The sequence below is a fragment of the Candidatus Neomarinimicrobiota bacterium genome (assembly GCA_016784545.1).
Lineage (GTDB): Bacteria > Fidelibacterota > UBA8477 > UBA8477 > JABMPR01 > JABMPR01.
This window is the reverse complement of record JADHUM010000005.1, coordinates 36,796-62,513: the sequence shown is the minus strand read 5'-3', so window position 1 is coordinate 62,513 and position 25,718 is coordinate 36,796. Positions and strand designations below refer to the sequence as shown.

Below are 25,718 nucleotides of genomic sequence, written 5' to 3'. Positions count from 1 at the left end.
TTATGGAATCTCGCATACATCCAACAGCATTGATTAGTCCCGATAATGTAAAAGTCGGCAAAAATGTTACCATTGGACCCTATGCGATTGTAGAAGAAAACGTCACCATTGGCGATGGTTGCATCATAAAAGCCCATGCGCTGGTTGGTGCCCGCACTACCCTTGGTAAAAATTGTCGCTTATTTAATGGTGCTGTTGTTGGTGAAATACCACAGGATATGAAATATGCCGACGAAGAAACCGAGACCATCTTGGGCGACAATGTCGTCGTTCGTGAGTATTGCACGATTCATCGTGGAACCACGGATCGTTGGAAAACCAGTATTGGCAACAATGTTCTCATTATGGCCTATTGCCATATTGGTCATGACTGTGAAATTGGTAGCAATGTTATTATTGCTAATTCCTGCAACATGGGTGGTCATGTCGAAGTTGGTGACTTTGTGATCATCGGAGGGGCTGTTCCCATTCACCAGTTTGTGAAGATCGGGAAACATGCTTTTATTGCAGGAGGATTCAGGATTACCAAAGATGTTCCACCCTATATTCGGGCATCCAATACACCACTGACTTACAATGGATTAAATTCGGTTGGCCTTCATCGCCGGGGTTTCCCCAGTGACGTCATCAATCAGATTAAGCACGCTTACACAAAAATCTATCGAAGCCATATGAATGTTTCTCACGCAGTTAAAGAGATCAAGGAAAATAACGAGATCTCACCTGAAGTTCAGGATATCCTCAATTTTATTGACGAGAGCACACGAGGGATTATTCGAGGCTAGTTGGCCTGAAGGATATCCTTCATTTTTTGTAATACTCGACTTATGTCACTTTCATCCATCAGGTATCTAATAGTTATCGCCCTCAGCGTCATGCTCAATTCCCAGCTGATGGCAGGAGAAGGATTTCCTGCCTGGGATTACGCCAATTTGTTTAAACAAGATTTAAAACGCGCCACCCTGGTCACAAATCTACCAAACATCACCGAAAATGACCACTTTTTCGGGGTGCAGCTAACCGGATCTCAGATACATTCAAACTCAGGATCAGCCCAACGCATGCCTGCAGCCCGCTTTAGTATGTACCCGAATCCAGGCTACAACCTGTGGGTGCAGTTCGCACGGTGGCCTGGATCAAATCCAAATTTCTCAGTGGGGACAGGGATTCAAGTTGAATTTAAGGGAGAAGATCCTCAGCGACGGCAGGCCATAGGAATATCATGGAATTCCATTTTTGATGACGGATATGTTCAAAGAGATATCGCTATCCACGGACTGTATGCCTATACATCAAAAAAGCTTATTGTAGGTGTCATTGGAATAATTGATATGCATCATTTGGTTGTAGAGGATGGCAATGGAGTTCCTGACTATGATGAAACCATTTATCTGGCTGTACCATATGTGGGCTGGCTGGTTAATGAGACCTTTAGAGTATCAGTTATGGTACCCTATAATTCGACTGGACCAGGTCTGGTCCTTGGAGGAGAATTGCTGATTGGGAAGCGACAGTAGATGGGTGCCAGCATGAAAATCTTATCTGTAATGGGGGCAACCGGTAGCATCGGTGTCAATGTTCTCAATGTGGTTCGCAGTTACCCCGATCTTTATCGTGTTAAGTACCTATCAGCCCATTCACAATCAGACCTCTTGATTAAACAAGCTTTGGAATTCTCTCCCAACGCTGTCTGTATTGGAGCGTCTGACCAATATGAAAAAGTTAAAAAGGCTTTACCAGGAGTAGAAGTCTTACAAGGCAGGGGAGGTCTACTCGAACTCTCCGGCCGAGATGATGTGGATACCATGGTAAACGCCCTGGTTGGGAGCGCCGGTATGGAGCCAACCATCAAGAGTATCCAGGCAGGTGTTGATATTGCACTCTCCAATAAGGAGAGTCTTGTGATGGCTGGTGATTTTATCAATGGGCTGCTCCAAAAGCATGATGTCAACCTATTTCCTGTTGATAGTGAACATTCAGCAATCTGGCAGTGTTTGGTCGGAGAAGCACCAGAAGATATAAAGCGTCTGGTTATCACCGGATCTGGCGGTCCGTTTCGCACGCTACCTGTTGAGTCATTTGCCACTATTACCGTAACTCAGGCTCTGAAACACCCCAACTGGGCCATGGGTCGTAAAATTACCATCGATTCTGCCACCATGATGAACAAGGGTTTGGAAGTGATTGAAGCCCGTTGGCTTTTTCACTTACCAGCCGAAAAAATTGACATTGTTGTCCATCCCCAGAGCATTATCCATTCCATGGTTGAATTCCTGGATGGTTCAGTCAAAGCACAACTGGGAATACCTGATATGAAGATTCCAATTCAGTACGCCCTGAGTTACCCTCGTCACCTCAAACAGGATTGGGAACAACTTGATCTCGCAAAAGTGGGCACCCTCACTTTCGAGGAACCTGATCTAAAGAAATTCAAGTGCATTCAGCTGGCCTTTGATGCCCTGGAGCAGGGGGGCAGTGTCCCCGTCGTATTGAATGTAGCAAACGAGGAAGCCGTTTATAGATTTCTGGCTGGAGAGATCTCTTTTACCACAATACCAGAACTAATAACAAAAGCCATTGATGCCCACGAATTCGTTGAACACCCAGATCTGAATGATATCTTAGCCATTGAACAGTGGACGCAGGCATTTATAAAAAGGAGTTGAAGAAGCTAAATGGGTTTCTTTTCAGTTGATACAATAATAACCATCGCCGCAGCCATTTTTACGCTGGGCATTCTCATTTTAATACATGAACTCGGTCACTTCATGGTGGCTCGAATGGTCGGTATCCGAGTGGAACGTTTTTCCATTGGTATGCCTCCCCGGTTCCTTAGCATCCAGAACAAAGTAGATGGTTTCTGGATCAAACTCTTTATTCCCTGGTTTCTCCACCGTATTGCCAATGCAACAACCATTGAATTTCGAATTCCCAGAAAGAATCCTGTTGCAGGTGATACAGAATATGCCCTGAGTTGGACTCCCTTTGGTGGTTATGTCAAAATGTCAGGCATGATTGATGAATCCATGGACGGTGAAATTACTGGAAAACCATGGGAGTTTACCAGCAAGAAGCGCTGGCAGCAGTTATTGACCATTTCTGGGGGTGTCATAATGAATACCCTTCTGGCTTTTTTCTTATTTAGTGCCATCATTTATTCGTCAGGTATGGACGAACCAGTAGAAGGGACCTTTGTAGGGTCGCTGGTGAGTACTGAAGAAAGAGAAATCTTCCCCGCAGAAGAAGCTGGTATCATGGAGAACGACCAAATTGTCATGATCAATGGTCAATCCGTGACTGAATGGGAAGAACTGACTGGTATTGTGCATGCCCAACCGGGTAGAACCATATCTGTGGAATGGTTGAGAAACGGAATTCGCTATAGTGATTCAATCAGAGTTGTCAAGGAGACCATTCCTACTGCCGAAGGAACCGTAGATATTGGTATGATTGGTATTGGCCGTGTGACCGAGCATACTGATCTGGGTTTTGTTGAATCCGTGGGATACGGTGCCCGGAGCACCTACATGTTCGGAACCCTCATGGCACGCGGATTCTGGTCCATGATTACAGGGGCTACCTCAATGGATCAAGTGGGTGGACCCATCATGATTGCCAAGATGGCCGGAGATATGGCTCGTCGTGGCTGGCTTGATGTATTTTACTTTATGGCGATAATCAGTGTGAATCTGGCCTTTATTAATATTTTACCTATCCCTGGTCTGGATGGTGGCCATTTCCTTATCATCAGCATTGAAGGTATTATTCGACGACCCTTACCATTGAATGTTAAGCTCATCATTCAGCAAGTCGGAATGCTATTCTTGTTGGGCCTGGTGCTTTTTATTACCATACAGGATATTTCCAGGCTTTAAACACACCGGCTCAAGATGACTGCCCCCAAGCCTAATTCATTTCGTCCGTTGGTATACTTAAGATATACTGTTGAATTCCTGTTAATGATGGTCTTCAACCTGGTCCTTTTCGTTCTACCCTGGACGCTTACCTGGCGTCTCGGTCGCGGTTTCGGTTGGATAGCCTATAAGCTGCTCACCAAACGTAAATCTACCGTAGCCCGCAATATTCGAAGAGCCTTCCCTGAACGGTCGGAGTCTGAAGTCGAAACGCTCATCAAGGGGTGCTATATGCATTGGGGGGAAGGATTTATTTCCACCCTGAAGCTCTGGATGATCAGCCAGCGAAAGGCACGCTCCATCGTAGATGCCCCTGGACTGGATGACTATGTCCTGGGTTCTATAGAGAGAGGGGAGCCTGTTCTATATTTTACCGGGCACTTTGGTTCCTGGGAAATGGCTGGTCGTTACGTTGGTGGACTTGGTGACGGAGCTGCTTCCATCTATCGCATTCAAAAAAATCCGCTTGTTGATTGGTTTTTAACCAAGATTCGTGAATATCATCAATTGGAATTGGTTAATTCCTGGTCGGGGATGGCTGCCTTTGAGGAAGCCTTGAAGCGGACCTATGGATTAGCAGTAGTGGGGGACCAGTATAAAGGCAAGAAGGGAGTCCAGATTGATTTCTTTGGCATTCCTTCATCCACACCTCGAGGAGCAGCTGTACTGACTTATCGTGCGAAACCCAAATTAGTTGTCCTGTTCTGCACGCAGCACCGTGGTCGCTACAAAATAAGGATCGAGGAGATCAAATATGATCTTCCTGATGTGATGACAGAGGAGTGGGTGCGCGACATTACTCAAACTCTCACTTCAAAGCTGGAAGCGGAAATACGTAAGTATCCCGAACAATATTTCTGGTTTCACCGTCGTTGGAGAGATTTGGATCGACAGGATAAAGAAGCGAAATCGGTGTCATGAAAATCATAAGTCCTTCAGGAGAAACCAGGCCCTTCTCAACCGAACAATCGGCTGAAATAAGAAGCGCTCTGCAGGCTGGTAGGGTTATTGTGTACCCAACTGATACCCTGTATGGTTTAGGAGCGGATGCCACCTCATCTGAGGCAGTAGATTTACTCTATGTGCTTAAATCTCGTGTGAATTCACCCGTTTCTGTACTCCTGGCCTCAATTTCTCAGCTATTTGATTTGACAAGTGATCTAAGTGAGAATGCTGCTGAGCTGATTAAATCTTTTATGCCAGGCCCTCTAACTGTCATATGTAGGAGTGAATACGGATTCGCTCCGCAATTGATATCACAAAATGGCACTATTGGGTTTCGGGTTCCGGGAGATGCAATTTCCCACGAAATACCTGAATTGTTTGGGAAACCCATCACAACAACCAGTGTTAACCCTACTGGAATGGCACCAGCCTCATCACGATCAGAAGTTGAAGCGTATTATAATGATCTGGTAGAGCTCATGATAGATGTTGGTCCCATGAAGCCTTCCAAGGGGAGTACAGTGATTGATCTTACTACCTCACCCTTCAAAATTCTCAGGGAAGGTGAAATCTCTCGCCAAGCCCTTCAAGATTTCCTAAACTAGCAGCCTTATGTATTTACGAATACTCAAACTGATCAAACCTTATTGGCTGCAAATTAGTGTAGGCATGGGTTTTTCAATTATTAATGTGATTTTCCATTCTTTGACACTATGGTTATCCGCATCCTTTATCACCACTATTTTTGCCAACCCCGATGAACAGATCGTCACTCCGGCAGAATCCATGGCTGGTAATATTGATCTAAATGAAAAATTGAAACAATTAACAAGTGAGTACTTTTTCTCAGGCACTCCTGTTGATGCTTTGGCTACCCTTGCAGTGGTTATCCTGTTCAGTTATCTCGTAAAATCAATAGCCTATTACGGTAACAAGCTTTTTACCGGTTATGTCCAGGCCAAAGTAGTTCAGGACTTGCGGCTGCGACTCTATCAGCATTTTTTATCTCAGCCACTGAGTTTCTTCCAAGCCCGTCGTAGTGGAGATCTCATTTCTCTTGCCATGAATGATGTATTAAAAGTTAACCAGGCCCTGGCCACTACCTTTCATCCCCTGGTAATTGAACCCATGTACATTGTCGCCTATCTGACCATTTTGTTTATTATAAATTGGCAATTGACTCTCATATCCATCCTGATTATTCCCATTACCATATTATTTATTGCAGTTATCAGCAAAAGCATTCGACGTAAGGTGGTTCGTGTCCAGACCCAGTTGGGAGAGATTACATCTCGATTTACGGAGATGATCTCAGGTATTAGAATCATCAAGGCTTTTGTCAACGAAGGTAACGAGAGCAAACGATTTGGCACTGAAGCCCAGAAACTTTTTCGACTCATGTTCAGGCAAATCAGTCTCCAGAGTCTATCCCTGCCGGTGACAGAGATGTTAGGGGTGAGCATGGCTGTGGTATTGCTTTGGATTGGTGGCGTTCAGGTACTTGAATATGGAACCATCACGAGCTCGGACTTTTTAAGATTTATTGTCATTCTTTTCGCCATCTATCAACCCATTAGGAATCTGGCAAAAGTCAATATCAGTATTCAGTCCGGTGTTGCAGCTGGAGGGCGTGTATTCAAAGTTTTAGATATAGAGCCAGCTATTCGTGATGAAAGTGGCAGCCAGGAGCTGGGACCTTTTGAAAAAGAGATTCGTTTTGAATCTGTTTCATTTGCCTATGATAATTCAGGAATGCAGGCCATCAAAAATCTCGATACAGTTATTGAGAAAGGGCAGGTGATAGCACTGGTGGGTCCATCAGGTGCTGGCAAAACTACTGTGGTGGATCTAATACCTCGTTTTCACGATATCAATGCTGGCAGTATCAGTATTGATGGGAATGATATCCGCAGCTTAACCCGGGCAAGTATTCGTCGACAGATTGGTATCGTCTCCCAGGAGACCATCCTTTTCAATGATACCGTATACAACAATATAGCCTACGGCATGGAGAGCACTCAGTTTGACGTTGAAGAAGCTGCCAAAAAAGCCAATGCCCATGATTTTATTCTCGAGCTGGAAGCGGGCTACCAAACCATGTTGGGTGAACATGGGGCGCGGTTATCAGGTGGTCAAAAACAACGCATTGCCATTGCCAGAGCACTGCTCAAGGATCCCTCAATTCTAATCCTTGATGAAGCAACATCTGCCTTGGATACCGAATCTGAAAAAGCGGTGCAGTCTGCCATTGAAACCTTGATGAAGGGTCGGACAGTGATTGTCATCGCCCACCGCCTATCCACCATTTTAAGTGCTGACAAAATATTGGTCATGGATTCAGGTGAGATTGTTGAGCAGGGGAACCATGCCAGTTTGAGCACAGCAGGTGGCTTATATGAAAAATTATATCGCCTCCAGTTTGCCGAAGGCGATACAGTCTAAAACTCAGTTATCAGATTTCTCGTTATTCCCAGGGTGACGAAATGTCCATAAATCATTCAAAAAATAATTCAAGATGGATGCAATAAAGATGGCGATCAAGTTTGCCAGGAGATAGTGGATTCCTACATAGTGATGAAGCAGGAGCAGAATGATCCAGTTTAGCCCTCCGGCAATCCAGCTAACCAGCGTAAATCTAATCAAGCCAGTTCTGATAGCCTGATACCCCTTCATTCCCCTGTCTGTCCAGGTGAATCGATGATTCCAGAAAAAATTGTTAAATATGGCTATCTGAATGGCTATGAGGGATGCTATTGGAATGGGAACATACAGGTATTCCTTTGCGTAGTACAGAATCGCACTGTTGACGAAAATACCGGAAACACCCACAAAGGAGAAGGCAATAAAGCGTTTTGGAAGTCTTATTTGCATGGATGAATTTAATTGTATCGTTATGAATGGATAGACAAAAAGCTTGAGGAATGCAAACATCCCGTCTAGTTTCTGAATCTATGAACCTGATGAATAAGATATTACTCAGTATTTTTCTTCTTTTTGCAAGTGGAAGATCTGCAGAGACCTATTCCTATAAAGTTAAATATGGACCAGTTCATGCAGGCGGGGCGACCCTGATTCATACAGTGGAAGAAAATGTTTTAAAGAGCATCTTTATTATCGAGTCTTCCCCCTGGCTTTCAACACTGTGGACCCTCGCTGATACTGTGATCACAGAGTATATGATTGATGTGGGACGTCTGATCACTCATCACAGAGCCATTCATGAAGGGTCTTATCATCGTAACTATGAAGTGAGTTTTAGCGATAGCAACCTGGCCACAGTAAATGGCAAGGATAAGAAAGTAGACACCCAGGGATTGAGGGATATTCCCAGTCTATTATACAGTTTATCCCTTACCAAGTTTCAGCACGGCGATACACTTCAGTATCATATGTGGGATGGTCGAGGATCTGGTGTGTTGAAACTTCTGGTTGAGAAAGTTGGTAAACCCTCACTATTCAAACCTTTTGAAAAACCAGGTTGGCGTCTGACTCCACTTAACAGTACGCGTAAGTCCAGAGCAAATCAGATTCAGCTCTCCATGCTTTATTCCAAATCCTACCCACACACTCCCTTAGAGATTGAAATTAATACGAAGTATGGCAACATTCAAATGCGCATAGAAGACCCCTGATATTTCGGAAAACGGTACCGACCAGCGAGATAAAAGGTTATCTTTGGCCACAATATTTATGCTGTAGAAATCAAAACAATTGGGAACAGTTATGCGACGAATATTCCTGCTTTTGTTAATCCCCATTCTCATTTTTCCCCAAGTCTATGTTCTGGAGGTGAAGGGAACCATTGATATGGGTTTGGCATATTTCTTTGAACGCCAGATTCCTGCATTGAATGCAGCAGGTGGTGATGCTATCATTTTGGATATAGACACCTTTGGTGGTCGAGTGGACGCAGCCACAATGATGAAAAATGCCCTCTTAAATTCAAAAATTGAGACATATGCTTTTATCAACACCAAAGCCATCTCTGCAGGCTCGCTTATATCTTTGGCTTGTGATACCATTATTATGCGGTCTGGAGCGACTATGGGGGCAACTACGGTCGTAGATGGGCAAAGCCAGAAGGCAGGAGAGAAGGCTCAATCCTATATGCGTGAGGAAATGGCCTCAACTGCTGAGTCAAAAGGGCGCAATCCTGACATTGCTATGGCCATGGTAGATGAATCCCTTGATATTGATACCCTAGTAACTGCTGCGGGTGATACCATTTTCCTCGACGATATTGAAGGCGCTCACGGGGGCAAATTACTGACCCTGAGAACATCCACAGCCATGAAATATGGAATGGCTGATTATCAAATGGACTCAATGGGTGAAGTGCTTGACCATTTTGGGTTTTCCGATTTAGAAATTGTATATGTGGTGCCAACGTGGTCTGAAGCAGTGGTTCGTTTTCTTACAGATCCCATCGTTAGCTCTCTGCTTATGACCCTGGGATTTTTGGGACTTATCTTTGAGATTCAGAGTCCAGGGTGGGGAATACCTGGAACCGTTGGATTGCTTGCCCTCTTCCTATTCTTCTCCACGTCTTTCATTGCCAATCTCGCCAGTATGATGGAATTGTTGTTCCTGATTGGGGGTATAGTTTTACTGGGTATAGAAGCCTTTGTAATTCCTGGCTTCGGAGTGGTAGGTATTCTGGGTATCATTGTTATGATTTACGCCATGTTCACCATGCTCCTGCCTATGGCACCTACATCAGGTGACATCAACGCAGCGTTGTGGGGTTTGGTCATTGCCATCATTGGAGGTCTATTTGGTTTGGGCCTCATGGTAAAACGGATGCTTAAAACGAAGGCCTGGCAGCGTCTCAGTCTGCCCGAAGCAGAAACCCATGCTAAAGGATACAGCGGAAGCCTTGGTCTGGAAGAAATGGTGGGAAAAAGTGGTGTTGCCATGACATCTCTGCGACCCGCTGGAACTGCACTGATCGAAGGACGGCGGGTTGATGTTGTAACCCCAGGTACCTTTATTGATAAAGACACAGAAATTACAATCATTCGCATCGATGGAAATCGAGTGGTTGTAGATAAAAAAGTTTAATAATTAACACAGGAGGAATTGTGGAAGCTATACCTTTAATGCTCATACTGATTGGCCTGGTTGCCTTTCTTGTATTATTTACTTATTTCATTCCAATTGGATTGTGGATAAGCGCAGCCGCAGCACAAGTCTACGTGGGTCTTTTAACGCTCATCGGAATGAGACTGCGTCGAATCCCGCCACCGCTGATTATCAATTCACTGGTAAGTGCCCGTAAAGCCGGAATAGACTTGGATACCAATGTGTTGGAAGCTCACTATCTGGCTGGTGGAGACGTAAACAAGGTTGTCCTGGCCCTCATAGCAGCGGACAAAGCCAATATTGATCTGGAATTTCAACGCGCTGCAGCCATTGATCTGGCCGGTCGCGATGTACTGGATGCAGTAAAAATGAGTGTGAATCCACGTGTGATTGAAACTCCACGTGTATCAGCCATCGCCAAGGATGGAATTCAGCTTTTTGCAGTGGCCAAGGTGACGGTGCGTGCCAATATTGATCGTCTGATTGGTGGTGCAGGAGAAGAAACAGTTCTGGCCCGTGTTGGTGAAGGAATTGTCAGTTCAATTGGTTCCTCACAGTCACATAAACAAGTATTGGAAAATCCAGATATTATTTCCAAAAATGTCCTGGCAAAGGGTCTCGATGCAGGAACTGCTTTTGAGATACTTTCCATCGATATTGCTGATGTAGATGTCGGTAAGAATATCGGTGCCACACTGCAAATGGATCAAGCTGATGCTGATAAGAACATTGCTCAGGCCGTTGCAGAGAAACGCCGTGCCATGGCTGTTGCCGAAGAACAGGAAATGAAAGCCAAGACCCAGGAAATGCGGGCCAAGGTTGTAGAAGCAGAATCTGAAGTTCCACGGGCTATGGCTGAAGCCTTCCGCCAGGGAAATCTGGGTATTCTGGACTATTATCGTATGGAAAACATCCAGGCTGATTCATCCATGAGACAGAATCTTTCTGGTTCAAACAAAACAGATAAGAAGTAAGGTCTAACCCTTATGGATTTGGACAATCTAGGTCCAATAGTTCTATTTATCGTTTATATGGCAATCTCTGCCTGGTCAAAGCAAAAAAAAGCCAGGCAGAGAGTCAAACCAGCGGAGAAACCTAGAACTGCTCCCATATCAAAACCACTTCAAGGTGTGGGTGGGATTCTTGATCAACTCAAGAAAGAGCTGTTTGAGATAGATGAGGAACCTCTGACTTTTCAGCAGGTCACTCCAGAGTATGAACCTGAAGAGGAAGATGAGGAAGAGGTGATTCCGGTTTCAACGATTGACACATCTCCACGGTTTGCGGAGGGATCGCAAAAGCAACCTCACAGTCATCCACTAATAAAGGTAGTTGAGTCGGTGAAGAGCAATGCCGGTCAGACTCTGGACGAGGTTTTAGAACCCTATTCGAAACTTGAGCAGGGTATTATCCTCCATGAGATTATGGGAAAACCTCGGGCTTATCAAAAAAACGAAGAATGGTTCCATCGGAGCTAGATAAAAATAAAATGAGTTAAAAAGGGCTGGGTGATACCCAGCCCTTTTTATTTCTAATTGATGAGAGACTTATTCGGCCTCAGGCTCTTCAGTCTTGGTTTCATCTTCAACTTCAGGAGTCTCAGACGGGTCCTCTTCTTCGGCGGCTTCAGCCTCTCCACGTTCATCAGCATCTTTTCGTTTGATCAAATCCTGATCATCTTTGTGCTTTGTGAGAACGATGAAGGAGGTGGATAAGCCCGTAGCTAATGTTGCCAGCGCATAGGCTGGAACTGCCAGGTGTGCCAGAAGTGTGAATAGACCAACTAAAACACCAGTAATTGTCTGAGTAATTGTGGCCGATATCACAGCTGGAGCTGTAGATGCGCAGCCACCACAACCACCACCACAACCTGCGGCGACAGGTTCAAACACACTGCTTAAACAATTGGGCATTAATAGACAGACAGAATCATGACAGGTGGCGGCGAAAATATTTGGAGGTAGGAAACTGTAATTACCGAATAAATCCATTCCCACCTGCTTGACGGCAATGTAGGCGTTGCCCATAATCATTTCATGGCCGAAAACCATCTCAATAAACTTGAAACTAGAGAGAATGAATAAGTAAAATATTTGATATCCTATCATGGCTGCAATTACAATCAGAATTGTGTAGCCGATCAAGCGAACGGGCTGATTCCAGAGGAGGGTATAGGAGCCGAACATGGAGCCCATGGTGTCCTCTTCTGCACAGGCAACGATGCTGGGTGACATTATCACGCCGACAGCAAAAGCCAGAGCAGAGAATGTGAGGAATAGGGCTGTGGGCAGAAAGATGACAAACAAAAGACCATAAAAGATAATATCCAGGACTGGCCATTGCGCTAGCCAACCAAAGAGGGCGGCCAGAAGTACAAAAAATCCAATCACAACTCCAATAGATATGGGGCCAAAAAATACAGGGAACCAATTTTTAGTCGCCCATTTCCAACCATCTCGGGAGGAGTAAAATAAATCACCCTTATACTCTTTGATGGTAATTTTAGCAACTGATGTGAGTCCAAGCCATATGGCGACCACTGAAATGACATAGGACAGAGAAATTAGAATTCGTGCGAAAATGCCCATGGAGGCAGTCACACAACATGATGGCAAGAGATGATATTTATTCCAGATACTCCCAAAAGAGTTGCCATCAACCAATAGGGCAAGATAGGTAAGGACAACGAAGGCCACGTATGAAATAAAAAGTGCTTCCAGCATAACCAGCATTCGTCGGCCAAGTGCCAGGCGAGGCGCGCGAAACATATCCTTGAAATTGAAATACAGTTGAGTTTCAAGCATGAGTGAGTCTCCGTATTGAAGTTTTAATATTTATATGGATTACATTTCCTGTCGGACAAAGTCAACCCAGACAGGGAGGCTGGTCATATCCTGGATTTCTTTGGCGTAGGCTTCAGCTTCTTTTGATCCTTGAAAATTTCCTACGCGCAGGCGATAGTAGATTTCGTCTTTATCCTTAAAGAATGCTCTCTGGATATAGCTTTCAATACCATATTTCTCCTGCAGATCCCGTGAGGCAGATTGAGCATCTTCTAATGATGGCCAGGAAGAAACTTGAATGGTCCAGGTGCGAGCAGCCAGGGGAATAAGATTTCCTCGACTGATAATAGCGGGTTTAGCTTTTTTAGCTTTTTTTCTCTTAACCACACTTTTGGTTGGTTTAACAACATCACCAGGCGTTTTCATTTTAGATAGATAACGTCTCTGGACACCATCATCCGTAAGACTTACTGAGGGTGTATCAGCCACAGTTGTGTCCCCGGTTTTAGAAGCTTCAAAGAGATGATCAGGGATTTCACCGTCCACGAGTGTATTGTCTTCACCCATTAGTGCATCGTAGTAGAAATGGGTTTGTTCTGTTTCACCATCCACGGTGACTTCAAGAATCACATCATATTTACCAGCGAAATCAGGTTTAAATGAGACCAATTCAAGCGTATCAGCAGGCAGAAAACCCAGCAACTTGCTGCTATCTGGTAATTGAGAAAAGATCCAATTTACTTCCTGTCCTTCGACAGGTTCTTCAACTCTAAGGGTGATATATTCACCCAGATTGACCTCTTCTCGACCAAATCGGCTATTATACATGTCGCAGTTGACAATAATGCTCAGACCTATCAGAATCAATATAGCGCGCTTAAGTAAAACATTATTAGTCATTTCTGCCTCCTGATACAGGATAATAATTAGAGATTTGAGGCGATAATTTCAGCCCCACTAAAGAAAAATGCAATCTCTTTCTCAGCATTTTCATCTGAGTCAGATCCATGAACCGCATTTCTGCCCTTGTTCTCTGCGTACATTTTACGAATTGTACCCTCTGCAGCCTCAGCTGGATCTGTAGCCCCAATAGTATCTCTCCAGGCCTGAACAGCGTTGTCTTTTTCCAGAGCCATTACAAATGTGGGCCCAGAGGACATGAAGTCAACCAGCTCACCATAGAAGGGACGCTCCCGGTGAACTGCGTAGAATTCTTCAGCCTGTGCACGCGTAATCAGTGTCAGCCGACCTCCCTTGATTGAAAAACCAGCCTGCAGTGTGGCATCGATAACTTTGCCTAGTTTGCCAGATGCCACGGCATCAGGTTTGATCATTGCGAATGTTTTGTTACTCAAAATCTTAACTCCTATAACGTTTAAATTTGCTTACTTCTTTAATATTTGTTCCATGAGTTCACCAATTCCTGCAGGACTTTCAGATACTGCAATACCAGCAGCCTTCAGAGCTGCAATCTTATCCGCTGCAGTTCCCTTACCACCTGAAATAATAGCACCTGCATGACCCATACGCCGACCTGGAGGGGCAGTAGTTCCTGCTATAAATGCTACGATAGGTTTGGTGAAATGCTTTTGTGCCCATTCAGCGGCTTCCTCTTCAGCAGTCCCACCAATCTCACCAATCATGACCACAGCATCCGTACCCTCGTCTTCATTGAAAAGGTTAAGTAAATCAATAAAGTTGGAACCGATGATGGGATCACCCCCAATTCCAATACAGGTAGACTGCCCGATACCCCTGGAGCTTAATTGATGCACTGCTTCGTAGGTGAGGGTACCACTTCTAGAAATCACACCAACAGAACCTTGCTGATGAATAAATCCTGGCATGATGCCAATTTTTCCAGCTCCAGGTGAAATCACACCAGGGCAGTTTGGACCAACCATACGGGTTTTTTTACCAGCCATATAGGCATGAACTTTAACCATATCAGCTGTGGGGATTCCTTCTGTAATACAGATTACCAGATCCAGCTCAGCATCCACAGCTTCCATGATGGCATCTGCCGCAAAGGGAGGTGGGACGAAAATGACTGAGGTATTGGCTTGAGCCTTGTCCTTCGCTTCTTGAACCGTGTTGAAAATCGGGACACCAGTATCTGTAGTTTGTCCACCTTTTCCTGGAGTCACCCCTGCGACCACCTTGGTTCCGTATTCAAGCATTTGTTCAGTATGAAAAGAGCCTTCGCTCCCGGTAATACCCTGAACAACCAGCTTTGTATCATTATTTACTAAAATCATTGGACTACTCCTTGATCGCTGCAGTAACTTTTTCTGCAGCGTCAGCCAGACTTGTGGCTACAATAAAATCAATATCCGAATTGGCCAGAAGCCGGGCACCTTCTTTGGCATTTGTTCCCTCTAATCTCACGACGATTGGGACACTCACCTTCACTTTTTCAAGCGCTAGAATGATACCCATGGCGACCCGATCGCATCTCACGATGCCACCAAAAATGTTGATCAATACTGCTTTGACATTGGAGTCACTCATGATGATACGGAATCCATTCGACACAGTGTCAGGATTGGCAACGCCACCAACATCCAGGAAATTAGCAGGTTCTCCGCCGTATAATTTAATGATATCCATGGTACCCATAGCCAGACCAGCGCCATTCACCATGCAACCAACATTCCCATCGAGTTTAATGTAGTTCAGGTTGTAGCTGGAGGCTTCAACTTCTGAGGCTTCTTCTTCACTGAGATCCCGATACTTAAGGATATCCTTTTGGCGATAGAGTGCATTATCATCAAAATTCATTTTTGCATCCAGGGCCATGACTTCGCCACTTCCAGTCACTACCAGAGGGTTGATTTCAACCAGTGATGCATCTGATGCATTGAACGCGTCCCAGAGTGCAAACATAAATTTGACGGCTTCTCGAACCTGGACTCCCTCCAGTTTTAAGGCATAAGCTAACTTCCTGGCCTGAAAAGCTTGTAGACCCATACCTGGGTCAATCCACTCCTTGATGATTTTTTCTGGAGTTTCAGAGGCAACTTTCTCGATTTCCATGCCACCTTCTTCAGAAACCATAAAAACGAACTGTCCAGTCTGTCGATCCAACACAATCCCCATATACAGTTCCCTGGCAATATCGATACCTTCCTCAACCAGAAGGCGTCCCACTGTTTTTCCTGCAGGACCTGTTTGATGGGTAACCAGTGTTTTGCCTAATATTTCGTTGGCGTACAGCGTGACTTCGTCAAGGTCTTTGGCAATTTTTACACCGCCAGCCTTACCACGTCCCCCTGCATGAATCTGAGCTTTGACTACAAAGATGTTCGAGTCAAGAGATTTGGCAACATTTAAAGCCTCCTCTGCAGAAAAGGCAACGCCACCCTTGGGAACTGGGACGTTGTATTTCCTAAAGATCTCTTTCGCCTGATACTCATGAATATTCATGTATTACTTCCTCATTTTTGTCAGATCTCAACCATGATTGAGAGAGTCATTTTTATAATTGTTTTTAATGTGTAATAATGGTTCCGTTTTGTCCTGAAGTGTCTTTTTTGATGCCCTCAATGCTGGTGATAATGACCTGCCTGCCGCCGCCTTCCAGGAAACTGATGCTGGCTTCGATCTTTGGACCCATATTACCAGCGGGGAAATGGCCATCAGCCAGATATTGTTTTGCATCGACTAGTGTGAGATTGGACAGAAGCTTTTGATTCTCTTTGCCAAAATTCAAAGCGACCCGTTCCACATTGGTGAAAATATAGAGAAGCTCCGCACCAATCTGAGTACCCAGCAGGGCAGAAGCCTTATCCTTATCAATGACAGCATCAAGACCTTCTAGATTTCCATTTATATCTCTAAATGCCGGGACACCACCTCCGCCGACGGCGATCACAATGTGCCCAGCTTCAATGAGCTGGCTAATCACCTTGGAATTAATGATATCAATGGGCTCTGGTGAGGGTACCACGCGTCTCCATTTGCCATTGTCAAGTTCCTTGATACTCCAACCAAATTGGGCAGCTTTTTTCGTCGCATCTTCTTTTGAAAGTTCAGTCCCGATATATTTGGTGGGGTTCTGTATGGAGGGGTCTTTTTCATCAACCAAGACTTGAGAGATCAAAGTGACAACTTGTCGGTTAATCCCATCTTGTCTGAGACGGTTGATCAAGGATTGCTCAATCATATATCCCATGCCACCTTCAGTATCGGCCACATTGATTCCCAAAGGTAAATAGGGAATGGAACCAGCCAGTTCTTCAGTTCGGAGAGCAGCATTGCCAACCTGAGGGCCATTGCCATGAGTGATGACAGGAATGATATCCTGTTTTAACAGGTCAATGATGGATCCAAGGCTTTCTCGCGTGTGTTTGAACTGGTTCCGAATTGAATCAACTTCTCCAGGTGGAGAGATAGCATTTCCACCTAAAGCTACAACTGCTTTTCGCAATAGTTTCTCCTTCAAGATTAAAAGCAAAGTAATGTATCTGCTGTGATATGAAACTCAACCCAAATCCATGAATTTGAACCAAATTATTGGATAAACCGTTGGTTAATAATGAAGCGAGGAAATCGGTAATTTAGTCCTGAATGGCGTCTTCAGTTTCATCCTCAAACTTGTAGTCTGGAATACCTCGATTGACTTTATAATTTTTGAATTGAATCGTAATGGAGCCGTTTAACCATTCATCAGTCAAGCTTGCTTCAAAATCCCGCATATCAGTTGGTTTTTTGCCCAGACGTTGAAGGTTTTTAAAGTCAGGTGGAAAGGTCATCTTTATGGATGTAGATGTTGGTAGGAAGATACCATCCACTTGGTCGTATTCAGAATAAAGCCGAAAAAATTCTTGACCATCATGAACCACCCAGGCCTCTGCAATATTCCCTGTCTTCTGATTTACAAAAAAGCTAATGATTCCTGGTTCATTCATAAATGTGTCTTCAAGAGTGACCTCAAATAGGGCCTCTCCTTTTATCAGTGAGTCATTTACGATCTTAAGGGAGACCGAATCCCGCAAAAAAGTGAAGAATGGTTGAATCCCCTGTTTAGGCACAATGGCGAATCCTTTTACCTCGACTTTGCTCATATCAGGTGATTTGTACATGTAGTGAATTTGGCGAGAGGGCATACGAAAACCTGGAATGTCCAAATCAAGCTTAATATCCACCTCATAGTCTTCAATGCGCTCCCAGTTGCTTAGCATCAGATCCTGAAGCTCTTTTTGGCTGGGATAGGTCTGGGCAGATAAGCCTGCAGACAGGCATAGCATGATAATAATTGCAATACTTTTATATGTATGATTCATGAAAGGATATCCTTTCTACGGAATATGATAAGGGCAATACCAAGAAACATTACGATATTGGAGAATACAAGTCCAAGACCCCTGAATAGATCAGCCCATGGAATAGGATCAAAAAATGATTGCTCCCAATTCGAAAAATAAGTGGTAAAAAGATAGGGTTGAATACTCTTGAATACCTCCAGGGGGAGGCTTGATACCATTAGAATAAAAATGAACAAGGCCATGGTTCCAATCACTGGACCTACGGCATTTCTCACCATGGTTGAAAAGAAAATAGCAATGGAACTTACCAGGACCATATTAATAAAGGAGAATGAGTACGCGATAAAAAATCTTACCAGCGCATCACTGGACTCCAGAATGAGAACGCCATTATGAAACACCAGCATATCACCACCACCATGCCAGATCAGTCCCAACCCCAACGTTAGTATCCCGAAATAAAACACGAAAATGAAGGTATAAATAATGGTTGCCAGAACTTTAGATGTGAATATGCTCAGCCGCGAAATTGGTCTCGTCGCATACACTCTAAATGTTCCATTGGCGTGTTCCCCGGCAAAGATATCACCTCCCACAAGGGCCAGCAGAAATGGAATGTGTATCCAGAAGAAATTCATTATAAAATATGCTGCTGTATAACCGTTGGTGGGGGAGCCTTCAATAAAGAACATGTCTGAGACTGAACTCTCAATTTGACCCTCAATATGGGAAGTGCCCATGCCGTAGCCCCACAGGATGAGGGGGACGATAGCGGTAAAAAGGATGATACCTATATAGGAGCGTACCAGTGAGAAAATCTTGTACAGTTCGTTACGAGTGAGCTTAAAGAGTATCATTTTCCCTCCATGAGTGAGAGAAAATAATTCTCCAGCCGATTCCGCTGAGAAACAGAGAAAATGTTAATTTTCGCAGCGGACATAAGTCGAATGAGCTCCGGAATTTTATTATAGTGAATCTCAATGCTGATGGCATTCGCCATTGGAGTCACCTGAGTAACCAGATCGTTCATCTCCAGAAATGCCAGAGTTGTATCCGAATCCTCAACCTCTAACTCAATAGTCACATTATCAATTTCACGAAATATGTTCTGCATGGAGCCCTGGGCTGCTAGCTTGCCATTGAAAATGAGGGCAATATCTGAACATATCAGTTCAACCTCGTGTAGCAGATGAGAGGACAAAAAAATGGTCACATTCTGTTCAGCTGCTATTTTCAGAATAAAATCTCGTATCTCATGCATACCCTGGGGGTCAAGACCTGTGGTGGGCTCATCCAGAACCAGGAGCCTTGGATTGGGGAGTAAAGCCTGGGCTAACCCCAGACGTTGTTTCATACCCTGGGAAAAAGTTTTAACCTTATCCTTGCGACGTCCATACAATCCCAGTAACTCTAGCAAACTGTTGATGTGTTCATCACTATCATGACCGGTGATTCTTCCCAGCATTTTCATATTCTGATAGGCGCTGAGGTTTTTATAGAAATCCGCCCTGTCCACCAGAGCACTCATCCCTTCACGGACTCTATGGCCTTCAAGACTTGATTTCCCCAGCACATCAAAATGTCCCTTATCAGCGGAGATAAGACCGGCGACCACTCTGATTAAAGTAGATTTTCCAGCTCCATTTGGTCCAAGAAACCCGAAAATGGATCCACGGGGAACCGTGAGACTCACATCATCCAATGCCTGGATGGTTTTAAATTTTTTAGATAACCCATAACACGCCAGAGCAGGGGAGCCCTGATCAACTGCAATGTGGTCGTTTGGTTGGGGTGGGCTCATGTCAATTTCAATCATGCCAGGGTCACTTGTTTTTTGAGAATGTTAATCATGGAAAAATCTAGCTCCAACGGGAAGCATTGGTACAAAAAAAGCTCCGATTCACGGAGCTTTTTTAAATTTTTTCTAAATATTGGAAAAAAATCAGGCAGCTTTAACAACTTTTCCTGACTTGATACAGCTCGTGCAAACTTTTTTATGTGTGTTTTGTCCATCGACTGAAACACGAACACGTTGCAGGTTAGGTAACCATCTGCGACGAGATTTCTTGTGTGAGTGACTCACATTGTTGCCCGTTTCTGGACCTTTTCCGCATATATCACATCGTTTTGCCATTTTCATACTCCCATTCTAAAGCGCGCAAATATAGACGGACATGTCCCTGTGTCAAAGAATATTTCATCTAATCTGTGAAGTAGCAGATATTCCTACCTCCAGGTTCAATCCAGGGGAAAAACTTACGCCAGCTCACATGTAAGCATAACCTGGGGAAGAGCTTTCTCGGAAAATTGTCTGCTTCAGGCTACATTGAATGAAAGAGAACAGGAGATACATCAATTTGTTGATTAATAAAACCCAGGATTTAGTCAAATTTATACACGATTTGGGGACGCCTCCCTATGTGTCGCTGGATACAGAGTTTCTTTCTGAAAAAACCTATTACCCTCAACTTTGCCTGATTCAAATCGCACATGGCCCCCACGCTGCTGTTATTGATGCCCTGGCTGACATTGATCTTGAACCCCTTATCCAATACCTCAAAAACCCCAAAATAGTGAAAGTCTTCCACGCAGCGGAGCAGGACCTGGTCATTTTATGGAATGACTTTAAACTCTCATTGACCCCAATATTTGACACCCAGATTGCTGCCATGGTTTGTGGATTTGGAGACCAGGTCTCTTATGCTCAGCTGGTGAAGACCTTTGCAAAAGCCAGAATAGATAAAAGTTCACAGATTGTTGACTGGTCAAAAAGACCCCTTCGTGATCGTCATATTGAATATGCTCAGGCTGATGTTACTCATCTTTGTTCTGTATATGAGCGCTTGCAGCACGAAATTGAAAAACAGGGTCGAGGGAGTTGGGTGGCTGAGGAAATGTTGGAATTGTCAGATAAAAAGCGCTTCGATTTCAACCCCGAAACTCAGGCCAGGAAATTAAAATTACGGAATATGACGCCACATCGAATGGCAATACTCCATGAATTGGTAACCTGGCGCGAAGAGCGAGCGAAATCTCAAAATATCCCACGGGGATGGGTCATAAAAGATCTCGCCTTACGAGACCTGGTCTCCAACCCCCCCGATAATCTAAAGGATTTGGGTCGCGCAAGGGGGATTGGCGGCAATGCCCAGGGAAGAACCGGAGAAGCAATTCTTGGAAGTATCCAGAAAGCCAGGGGACTACCCATCTCAGAATGTCCGCCCGTTCAGGATACTTCATCTGATGAAGAAATAAATGGCGATGCCATCGTGCTATTACGTGCCCTTCTCACCCAGGTATGTGAGAAAAATAATGTGGCCCCAAAACTTGTGGCTTCGAAATCCGATCTAGAGCAATTGACCCTGGGTGTGGAAACTAGATTATCCAGGGGCTGGCGTAAAGATCTGTTCGGAGAACTGGCTGAACAACTTCTCCTGGGACAAATATCCCTGACCTTGAGACAAGGAAAAATTGGGATATTAAAAAGGCAATGACATCCTGAATTAATCAAAATGAGCAATCCAGCACCCATAAATAGAGTGACTCGGTCCAAAGCAGAAGCCAGGGCAAGTTATGATAAAATGAGTGGTTGGTATGACTTGCTCGCAGGTCTCTCCGAAAAAAAGTATAAAGAGATGGGTTTACATATCCTGGATATTCAAGCAGGCGAGAAGGTCCTGGAAGTAGGTTTCGGAACTGGACAATGCTTGAAGAAAATGGTCAGAGCTGTTGGAGAAACGGGGTGCGTTTTTGGGGTTGATCTCTCTCAGGGGATGCTGGAAGTTGCCCAGTCAAGACTCCAAAAAGCGGGGATGGGTGATTCTGTTGAGTTATGTCTCGGAGATGCAACTGTACTATCATATGCAGACAATTCCTTTGATGCAGCCTACTCAAGTTTCACCCTAGAGTTGTTTGATACTCCAGAAATTCCTGTGGTTCTGGCAGACTGTCAGCGGGTACTAAAGCCTGGCGGTCGACTGTGTATTGTATCCATGTCAAAAAAGTCGCGGGGTGGTTTCATGGTGAAACTTTATGAATGGACTCAGAATAATTTCAATAGGTATGTAGATTGTCGGCCTATTTATGTTGAACAATCCATAAGGGATAGTGGTTTTATTATATCAAGTGTGACAGAGATGTCCATGTTCGGGTTGCCAGTTGATATTGTCCTGGCAAAGAAAGCCTCGTTGAGATAAAAAAAGGGGAACGATGATGGCTAAAACAAATGGTACTGTTACAGGAATGGGTGCTGTAGGAGCCTTCCTGAAGGTAGGCACGTGATCAGAGACCTTGTTGAGAGTTCTCAACCAGGGATTTGATAACAGCAGGGCTCCTGAGGAAAAGGCAACCGCCACCCTGGCAGGTGGTATCATGCAGCATGGCTACCAGTGTGGAATGATATGGGGAGCAGCACTTGCAGCAGGGGCTGAAGCTTTCAAACTCTATGGCTCAGGATCAGAAGCTGAAACCAGAGCAGTCAAAGCATCTCAACGATTGGTTGAAACATTTCGAGCTCAAAATAAACATATGAATTGCCTTGAAATCACTGATATAGACAAAACATCTTCTACATTAAAAATGGTGACATTCTTTTTACTCAAAGGTGGCACAATTGGCTGTTTTAGAATGGCAGCGAAATTCGCTCCTCAAGCCTATGCGGAAATCCAGAAAACACTCACAGATGATGGTCCTGAATTTCCACCACAACCTGTCAGTTGTGCATCCCTTTTGGCTAAAAAAATGGGTTTCTCAAAAGAACATCAGGTCATGGCTGCCGGCTTGGCCGGTGGTATTGGGTTAAGTGGAGGTGCCTGTGGCGCACTGGGAGCTGCCATCTGGCTGAAAGGCTTGCAAAGCAATCACGAATCTGGGGAGAGACTTGATTTTAATAATCCTGAAACACTAGCGGCCATGGAGAAATTTTTAGAAGTCAGCGATTATGAGTTTGAGTGTTCAAATATTGTTGGCAGAAAATTTGAAAATGTGGAAGACCATGCCGACTACATTGCCTGTGGCGGCTGTTCAAAAATTCTTGATCAATTGGCTAATACAGGTGTCATGAATTAACACCTCAAGTATGATTAGATATGAAAAAGGAATGTTGAGAAATGTCAATCTACATTGAAACCCGAACTCTCATCCATATCCTCCTTGGGCTTTTGGTACTATTAACTACGGTTATCACAATTCTACTAAAGTATAAGAACAAGAAAAATACTCAGGAAAGTATACCTGGTGTAGAGGAAATGGCCAAAACCACCTTCTTCTGGTCCGATTATCATCGGGGTAGAATTGGAGATGATGAATAGTTCTATTAGACAAAAACGAATTCTGGATTAAGGGGAGCAGCCACCATGAATAATAATGAAGAACCAAAAACAAATCTAACCACTCGACTCCATTGGATGGACAATTTGAGAACTTTCACCATTTTTTTGGTAGTTCTTTATCACGTAGGTGGTGTGTATGAGGCAGCTGGACTGTGGGGTTGGTTCTGGATTGTGGACGATCCAACTACAATCACCTGGGTGGGTATTATTGGAATCATGTTTGATGTTATGGTCATGCCAATAATGTTCTTTATTGCGGGCTATCTGGTTCCAGGGTCTCTAAGGAACAAGACCCCAATGGCATTCCTGAAAGGAAAGACCAAAAGATTACTCCTTCCCTGGTTGATTGCAGTCTTCACCCTAATTCCACTATATAAGGTCATCTTCCTCTATTCACGCGGTTTGCCCCAGGAGGTCTGGACCAACTACCTTCACTTCAACAACCCCAATAGCCAGAACTGGTTATGGTTCCTGCCAGTTCTCTTTTTGTTTAATCTGCTTTATCTTCCAATCTCAAAATCCAAATTCAAGTTTCCCGTATTATCAATCAAAGCATGGATCGGGATCACCCTCATTGTTGGATTTATCTATAGCTATGGTGTGGGGGCGTGGTTGGGAATGCGGAGTTGGACACTCACGCCTCTCCTGGATTTTGAAAACGAGAGGCTCCTAATTTATTTCATGTCCTTTTTACTGGGAGCCAACAGTTTCAGCCAAGGTTCGTTCACCAACAATCCCCCCAGGAAAATGCTGTATAATATCACAAATGGCGTTGCCTGGATACCGGTTACCCTTCACATTTTTGCCCGCTTGTATCCCTTCTTTTACCCCGAAGGGTTTAGTGTTACACCGCTATATCGAACTATCTGGTGGCTCAGTTTTGATTTATCACTCCTTGCTCTCCTCTTTTTAATGTTTGGCACCTTCTGGAGGTATTTTAATAAACCGGGAAAACTCTGGAATCATTTAAACTTAAATTCATATGGCGTGTACGTCATTCACGTCATCATGATCGGCATTTTTGGTACTTTGCTGATGAATACTGGTCTACCAGCTCTGGTCAAATATCCTTCACTTATCCTGTTAACCTATTTTTTCAGCAATCTGGCTGTTGCAGGATATCAACAGGTTCGCAGATTGTTATTTGGGAAATAGGAGCATACATCTTTCAACAGATTGGGAAGTCATTTTAATTCTGGTTCTTCACATCGGTATGCTTAGAATCGAAGCTATTGATAGATTATATAACTCAACCAATAGATCTCATGGTTGAGCAGCCAAAAAAGAAAGCGCTTATATGAGTCTTGAAGACTATGGGTGGGATGAAACCTGGGCTGAAAAGTTAGCTCTCGCAGAGGATATCCAAGGTATCCCTGCCCGTGTTGTTTCTGAGCATCGCAGCGAGTACAAGGTTCATACCGGTGAGGTTGAAATTTCTGCAAAAGCTGCAGGAAGACTCTTCCATGCTCCCTTCAAGCAAACCGAATTACCCGCCGTAGGGGATTGGGTGGTTGTGGATGACACTGATGAAAGAGGCAAAGCCACGATTCGTGGTGTTTTACCACGCAAATCCACATTCTCACGCAAAGTTGCTGGGAAAAACACCAATGAACAGGTCATGGCCACCAATCTGGATACAGTTTGGATAGTCACAACGTTTGGCACGGATTTAAATCCTGCTCGACTGGAAAGATATGTTTCACTTGTGGTTGAGAGTGGTGCAAAACCGGTAATCATCCTCGCCAAAGCTGATCTGGAAGAACTGACTGAACCAGCCATGGAATCAATTCAGGCAAGAATTCAGGATGTGCCAATCTATGCAGTCAGTGCCAAAGCACATTCAGGCCTTGATAGTCTGAATCAATATATCGCTCCAGGCCAAACCATCGCTCTATTGGGATCTTCTGGGGTAGGCAAGTCCACGCTTATCAATCATTTTGTGGGTCATGAACTTCTGCATACCGCCTCCGTTAGAGAAAAGGACGGCAAAGGCCGACACACTACCACCCATCGAGAATTAATCTTTCTCCCTACAGGAGGGTTGTTGATCGATACGCCTGGGATGCGCGAGCTCCAACTCTGGCAACGGGATGATAATCTAGACAAAAGTTTCGCCGATATTGAAGAAATTTCCGAGGGCTGCCGATTTTCAGACTGTTCCCATGAGACAGAACCTGGTTGCGCTGTCATAGCTGCCGTTGAAAGCGGTGTTCTTTCAGAGGAAAGAATTAATAATTATATGAAATTAAAAAAAGAACTCACCTATCTCGACAGGAAGACTGATGTACAGGCCGAGCAAGCGGAAAGAAAGAAGTGGAAGGCGATCAGCAAAGAGCAAAAGCGCCTGACACAGCAGCACAAAGGTAACAAAAAGAGATAAGACGCGGACCTTCCATT

At 44.3% G+C, this 25,718-nt stretch carries 28 protein-coding genes; 17 read left to right on the top strand and 11 right to left on the bottom strand.

All coding sequences use genetic code 11. The features are described 5' to 3' along the window. Positions 1–2: 2 nt before the first annotated feature. The 7 genes from lpxA (at position 3) to ISR87_02270 (ending at position 7,301) form a co-directional block, all read left to right on the top strand. Positions 3–785, top strand: a complete 783-nt coding sequence (lpxA, locus tag ISR87_02300) for an acyl-ACP--UDP-N-acetylglucosamine O-acyltransferase (GenBank protein MBL7024261.1) — start codon at positions 3–5, stop codon at positions 783–785. A 42-nt stretch (positions 786–827) separates the two neighbouring features. Next, positions 828–1,517: a hypothetical protein gene (locus tag ISR87_02295; protein ID MBL7024260.1), complete on the top strand. Its 690-nt coding sequence runs from the start codon at positions 828–830 to the stop codon at positions 1,515–1,517. Positions 1,518–1,529: 12 nt separating this feature from the next. Next, positions 1,530–2,666: a 1-deoxy-D-xylulose-5-phosphate reductoisomerase gene (locus ISR87_02290; protein ID MBL7024259.1), complete on the top strand. Its 1,137-nt coding sequence runs from the start codon at positions 1,530–1,532 to the stop codon at positions 2,664–2,666. 9 nt (positions 2,667–2,675) lie between these two features. After that, positions 2,676–3,875, top strand: a complete 1,200-nt coding sequence (gene rseP, locus ISR87_02285; GenBank protein ID MBL7024258.1) for an RIP metalloprotease RseP — start codon at positions 2,676–2,678, stop codon at positions 3,873–3,875. An 84-nt stretch (positions 3,876–3,959) separates the two neighbouring features. Then, the gene (locus ISR87_02280; GenBank protein ID MBL7024257.1) at positions 3,960–4,835 is read left to right on the top strand and encodes a lysophospholipid acyltransferase family protein; all 876 of its coding nucleotides are present in this window, start codon (positions 3,960–3,962) and stop codon (positions 4,833–4,835) included. After that, on the top strand, positions 4,832–5,464 hold the full coding sequence (locus tag ISR87_02275) for a threonylcarbamoyl-AMP synthase (GenBank protein ID MBL7024256.1): 633 nt from the start codon (positions 4,832–4,834) through the stop codon (positions 5,462–5,464). Before ISR87_02280 ends, ISR87_02275 begins: the two co-directional genes overlap by 4 nt. A gap of 7 nt (positions 5,465–5,471) precedes the next feature. After that, positions 5,472–7,301, top strand: a complete 1,830-nt coding sequence (locus ISR87_02270; GenBank protein MBL7024255.1) for an ABC transporter ATP-binding protein — start codon at positions 5,472–5,474, stop codon at positions 7,299–7,301. A 3-nt stretch (positions 7,302–7,304) separates the two neighbouring features. On the opposite strand, the gene ISR87_02265 is transcribed toward ISR87_02270, so the two are convergent. Further along, complete coding sequence (locus ISR87_02265) at positions 7,305–7,730, bottom strand: GtrA family protein (GenBank protein MBL7024254.1); 426 nt, start codon at positions 7,728–7,730, stop codon at positions 7,305–7,307. A gap of 89 nt (positions 7,731–7,819) precedes the next feature. On the opposite strand from ISR87_02265, the gene ISR87_02260 reads away from it, so the two are divergent. The 4 genes from ISR87_02260 (at position 7,820) to ISR87_02245 (ending at position 11,419) form a co-directional block, all read left to right on the top strand. Continuing rightward, complete coding sequence (locus ISR87_02260; GenBank protein ID MBL7024253.1) at positions 7,820–8,491, top strand: DUF3108 domain-containing protein; 672 nt, start codon at positions 7,820–7,822, stop codon at positions 8,489–8,491. A 91-nt stretch (positions 8,492–8,582) separates the two neighbouring features. Beyond that, positions 8,583–9,920: a nodulation protein NfeD gene (locus ISR87_02255; GenBank protein MBL7024252.1), complete on the top strand. Its 1,338-nt coding sequence runs from the start codon at positions 8,583–8,585 to the stop codon at positions 9,918–9,920. 20 nt (positions 9,921–9,940) lie between these two features. Continuing rightward, a complete protein-coding gene (gene floA, locus ISR87_02250) occupies positions 9,941–10,915 on the top strand; it encodes a flotillin-like protein FloA (GenBank protein ID MBL7024251.1) in 975 nt (324 codons plus the stop codon). Between the two features lie 12 nt (positions 10,916–10,927). After that, positions 10,928–11,419: a hypothetical protein gene (locus ISR87_02245; protein MBL7024250.1), complete on the top strand. Its 492-nt coding sequence runs from the start codon at positions 10,928–10,930 to the stop codon at positions 11,417–11,419. A 69-nt stretch (positions 11,420–11,488) separates the two neighbouring features. Here ISR87_02245 and ISR87_02240 read toward each other — a convergent pair whose 3' ends face one another. The 10 genes from ISR87_02240 to ISR87_02195 all read right to left on the bottom strand — a co-directional run bounded on the left by ISR87_02240 (position 11,489) and on the right by ISR87_02195 (position 20,125). Then, positions 11,489–12,745 (bottom strand): hypothetical protein, encoded by a 1,257-nt coding sequence (locus ISR87_02240; GenBank protein ID MBL7024249.1) that lies wholly within the window; start codon positions 12,743–12,745, stop codon positions 11,489–11,491. A 39-nt stretch (positions 12,746–12,784) separates the two neighbouring features. Continuing rightward, the gene (locus ISR87_02235; protein ID MBL7024248.1) at positions 12,785–13,624 is read right to left on the bottom strand and encodes an SPOR domain-containing protein; all 840 of its coding nucleotides are present in this window, start codon (positions 13,622–13,624) and stop codon (positions 12,785–12,787) included. Positions 13,625–13,650: 26 nt separating this feature from the next. After that, positions 13,651–14,058 carry a nucleoside-diphosphate kinase gene (gene ndk, locus ISR87_02230; GenBank protein MBL7024247.1) on the bottom strand — a complete coding sequence of 136 codons (408 nt, stop codon included), beginning with the start codon at positions 14,056–14,058 and terminating at the stop codon, positions 13,651–13,653. A gap of 51 nt (positions 14,059–14,109) precedes the next feature. Beyond that, positions 14,110–14,982, bottom strand: a complete 873-nt coding sequence (gene sucD / locus ISR87_02225) for a succinate--CoA ligase subunit alpha (protein ID MBL7024246.1) — start codon at positions 14,980–14,982, stop codon at positions 14,110–14,112. A 4-nt stretch (positions 14,983–14,986) separates the two neighbouring features. After that, positions 14,987–16,150 (bottom strand): ADP-forming succinate--CoA ligase subunit beta, encoded by a 1,164-nt coding sequence (gene sucC / locus ISR87_02220; protein ID MBL7024245.1) that lies wholly within the window; start codon positions 16,148–16,150, stop codon positions 14,987–14,989. A gap of 64 nt (positions 16,151–16,214) precedes the next feature. Continuing rightward, positions 16,215–17,168 (bottom strand): carbamate kinase, encoded by a 954-nt coding sequence (locus tag ISR87_02215; protein MBL7024244.1) that lies wholly within the window; start codon positions 17,166–17,168, stop codon positions 16,215–16,217. Between the two features lie 115 nt (positions 17,169–17,283). Further along, positions 17,284–18,009, bottom strand: coding sequence for a hypothetical protein (locus ISR87_02210; GenBank protein ID MBL7024243.1), 726 nt, complete (start codon positions 18,007–18,009; stop codon positions 17,284–17,286). Next, positions 18,006–18,848, bottom strand: a complete 843-nt coding sequence (locus ISR87_02205) for an ABC transporter permease subunit (GenBank protein MBL7024242.1) — start codon at positions 18,846–18,848, stop codon at positions 18,006–18,008. The genes ISR87_02210 and ISR87_02205 overlap by 4 nt, the downstream gene beginning before the upstream one ends. After that, entirely contained in the window at positions 18,845–19,807 is a 963-nt protein-coding gene (locus ISR87_02200) for an ABC transporter ATP-binding protein (protein ID MBL7024241.1), read from the bottom strand. Before ISR87_02200 ends, ISR87_02205 begins: the two co-directional genes overlap by 4 nt. 126 nt (positions 19,808–19,933) lie before the next feature. Further along, positions 19,934–20,125, bottom strand: coding sequence for a 50S ribosomal protein L28 (locus ISR87_02195; protein ID MBL7024240.1), 192 nt, complete (start codon positions 20,123–20,125; stop codon positions 19,934–19,936). A gap of 226 nt (positions 20,126–20,351) precedes the next feature. Between ISR87_02195 and rnd the strand changes: the two genes are divergently transcribed. The 6 genes from rnd to rsgA all read left to right on the top strand — a co-directional run bounded on the left by rnd (position 20,352) and on the right by rsgA (position 25,701). Then, positions 20,352–21,485, top strand: a complete 1,134-nt coding sequence (gene rnd, locus ISR87_02190; protein ID MBL7024239.1) for a ribonuclease D — start codon at positions 20,352–20,354, stop codon at positions 21,483–21,485. A gap of 87 nt (positions 21,486–21,572) precedes the next feature. Continuing rightward, positions 21,573–22,187, top strand: coding sequence for a methyltransferase domain-containing protein (locus ISR87_02185; protein MBL7024238.1), 615 nt, complete (start codon positions 21,573–21,575; stop codon positions 22,185–22,187). A 97-nt stretch (positions 22,188–22,284) separates the two neighbouring features. After that, a complete protein-coding gene (locus ISR87_02180) occupies positions 22,285–23,058 on the top strand; it encodes a C-GCAxxG-C-C family protein (protein ID MBL7024237.1) in 774 nt (257 codons plus the stop codon). Between the two features lie 41 nt (positions 23,059–23,099). Continuing rightward, positions 23,100–23,300, top strand: coding sequence for a hypothetical protein (locus ISR87_02175; protein MBL7024236.1), 201 nt, complete (start codon positions 23,100–23,102; stop codon positions 23,298–23,300). Between the two features lie 45 nt (positions 23,301–23,345). Beyond that, positions 23,346–24,476: an acyltransferase family protein gene (locus ISR87_02170; protein ID MBL7024235.1), complete on the top strand. Its 1,131-nt coding sequence runs from the start codon at positions 23,346–23,348 to the stop codon at positions 24,474–24,476. A gap of 142 nt (positions 24,477–24,618) precedes the next feature. Further along, positions 24,619–25,701: a ribosome small subunit-dependent GTPase A gene (gene rsgA, locus ISR87_02165; GenBank protein ID MBL7024234.1), complete on the top strand. Its 1,083-nt coding sequence runs from the start codon at positions 24,619–24,621 to the stop codon at positions 25,699–25,701. The last annotated feature ends 17 nt before the right edge of the window (positions 25,702–25,718 follow it).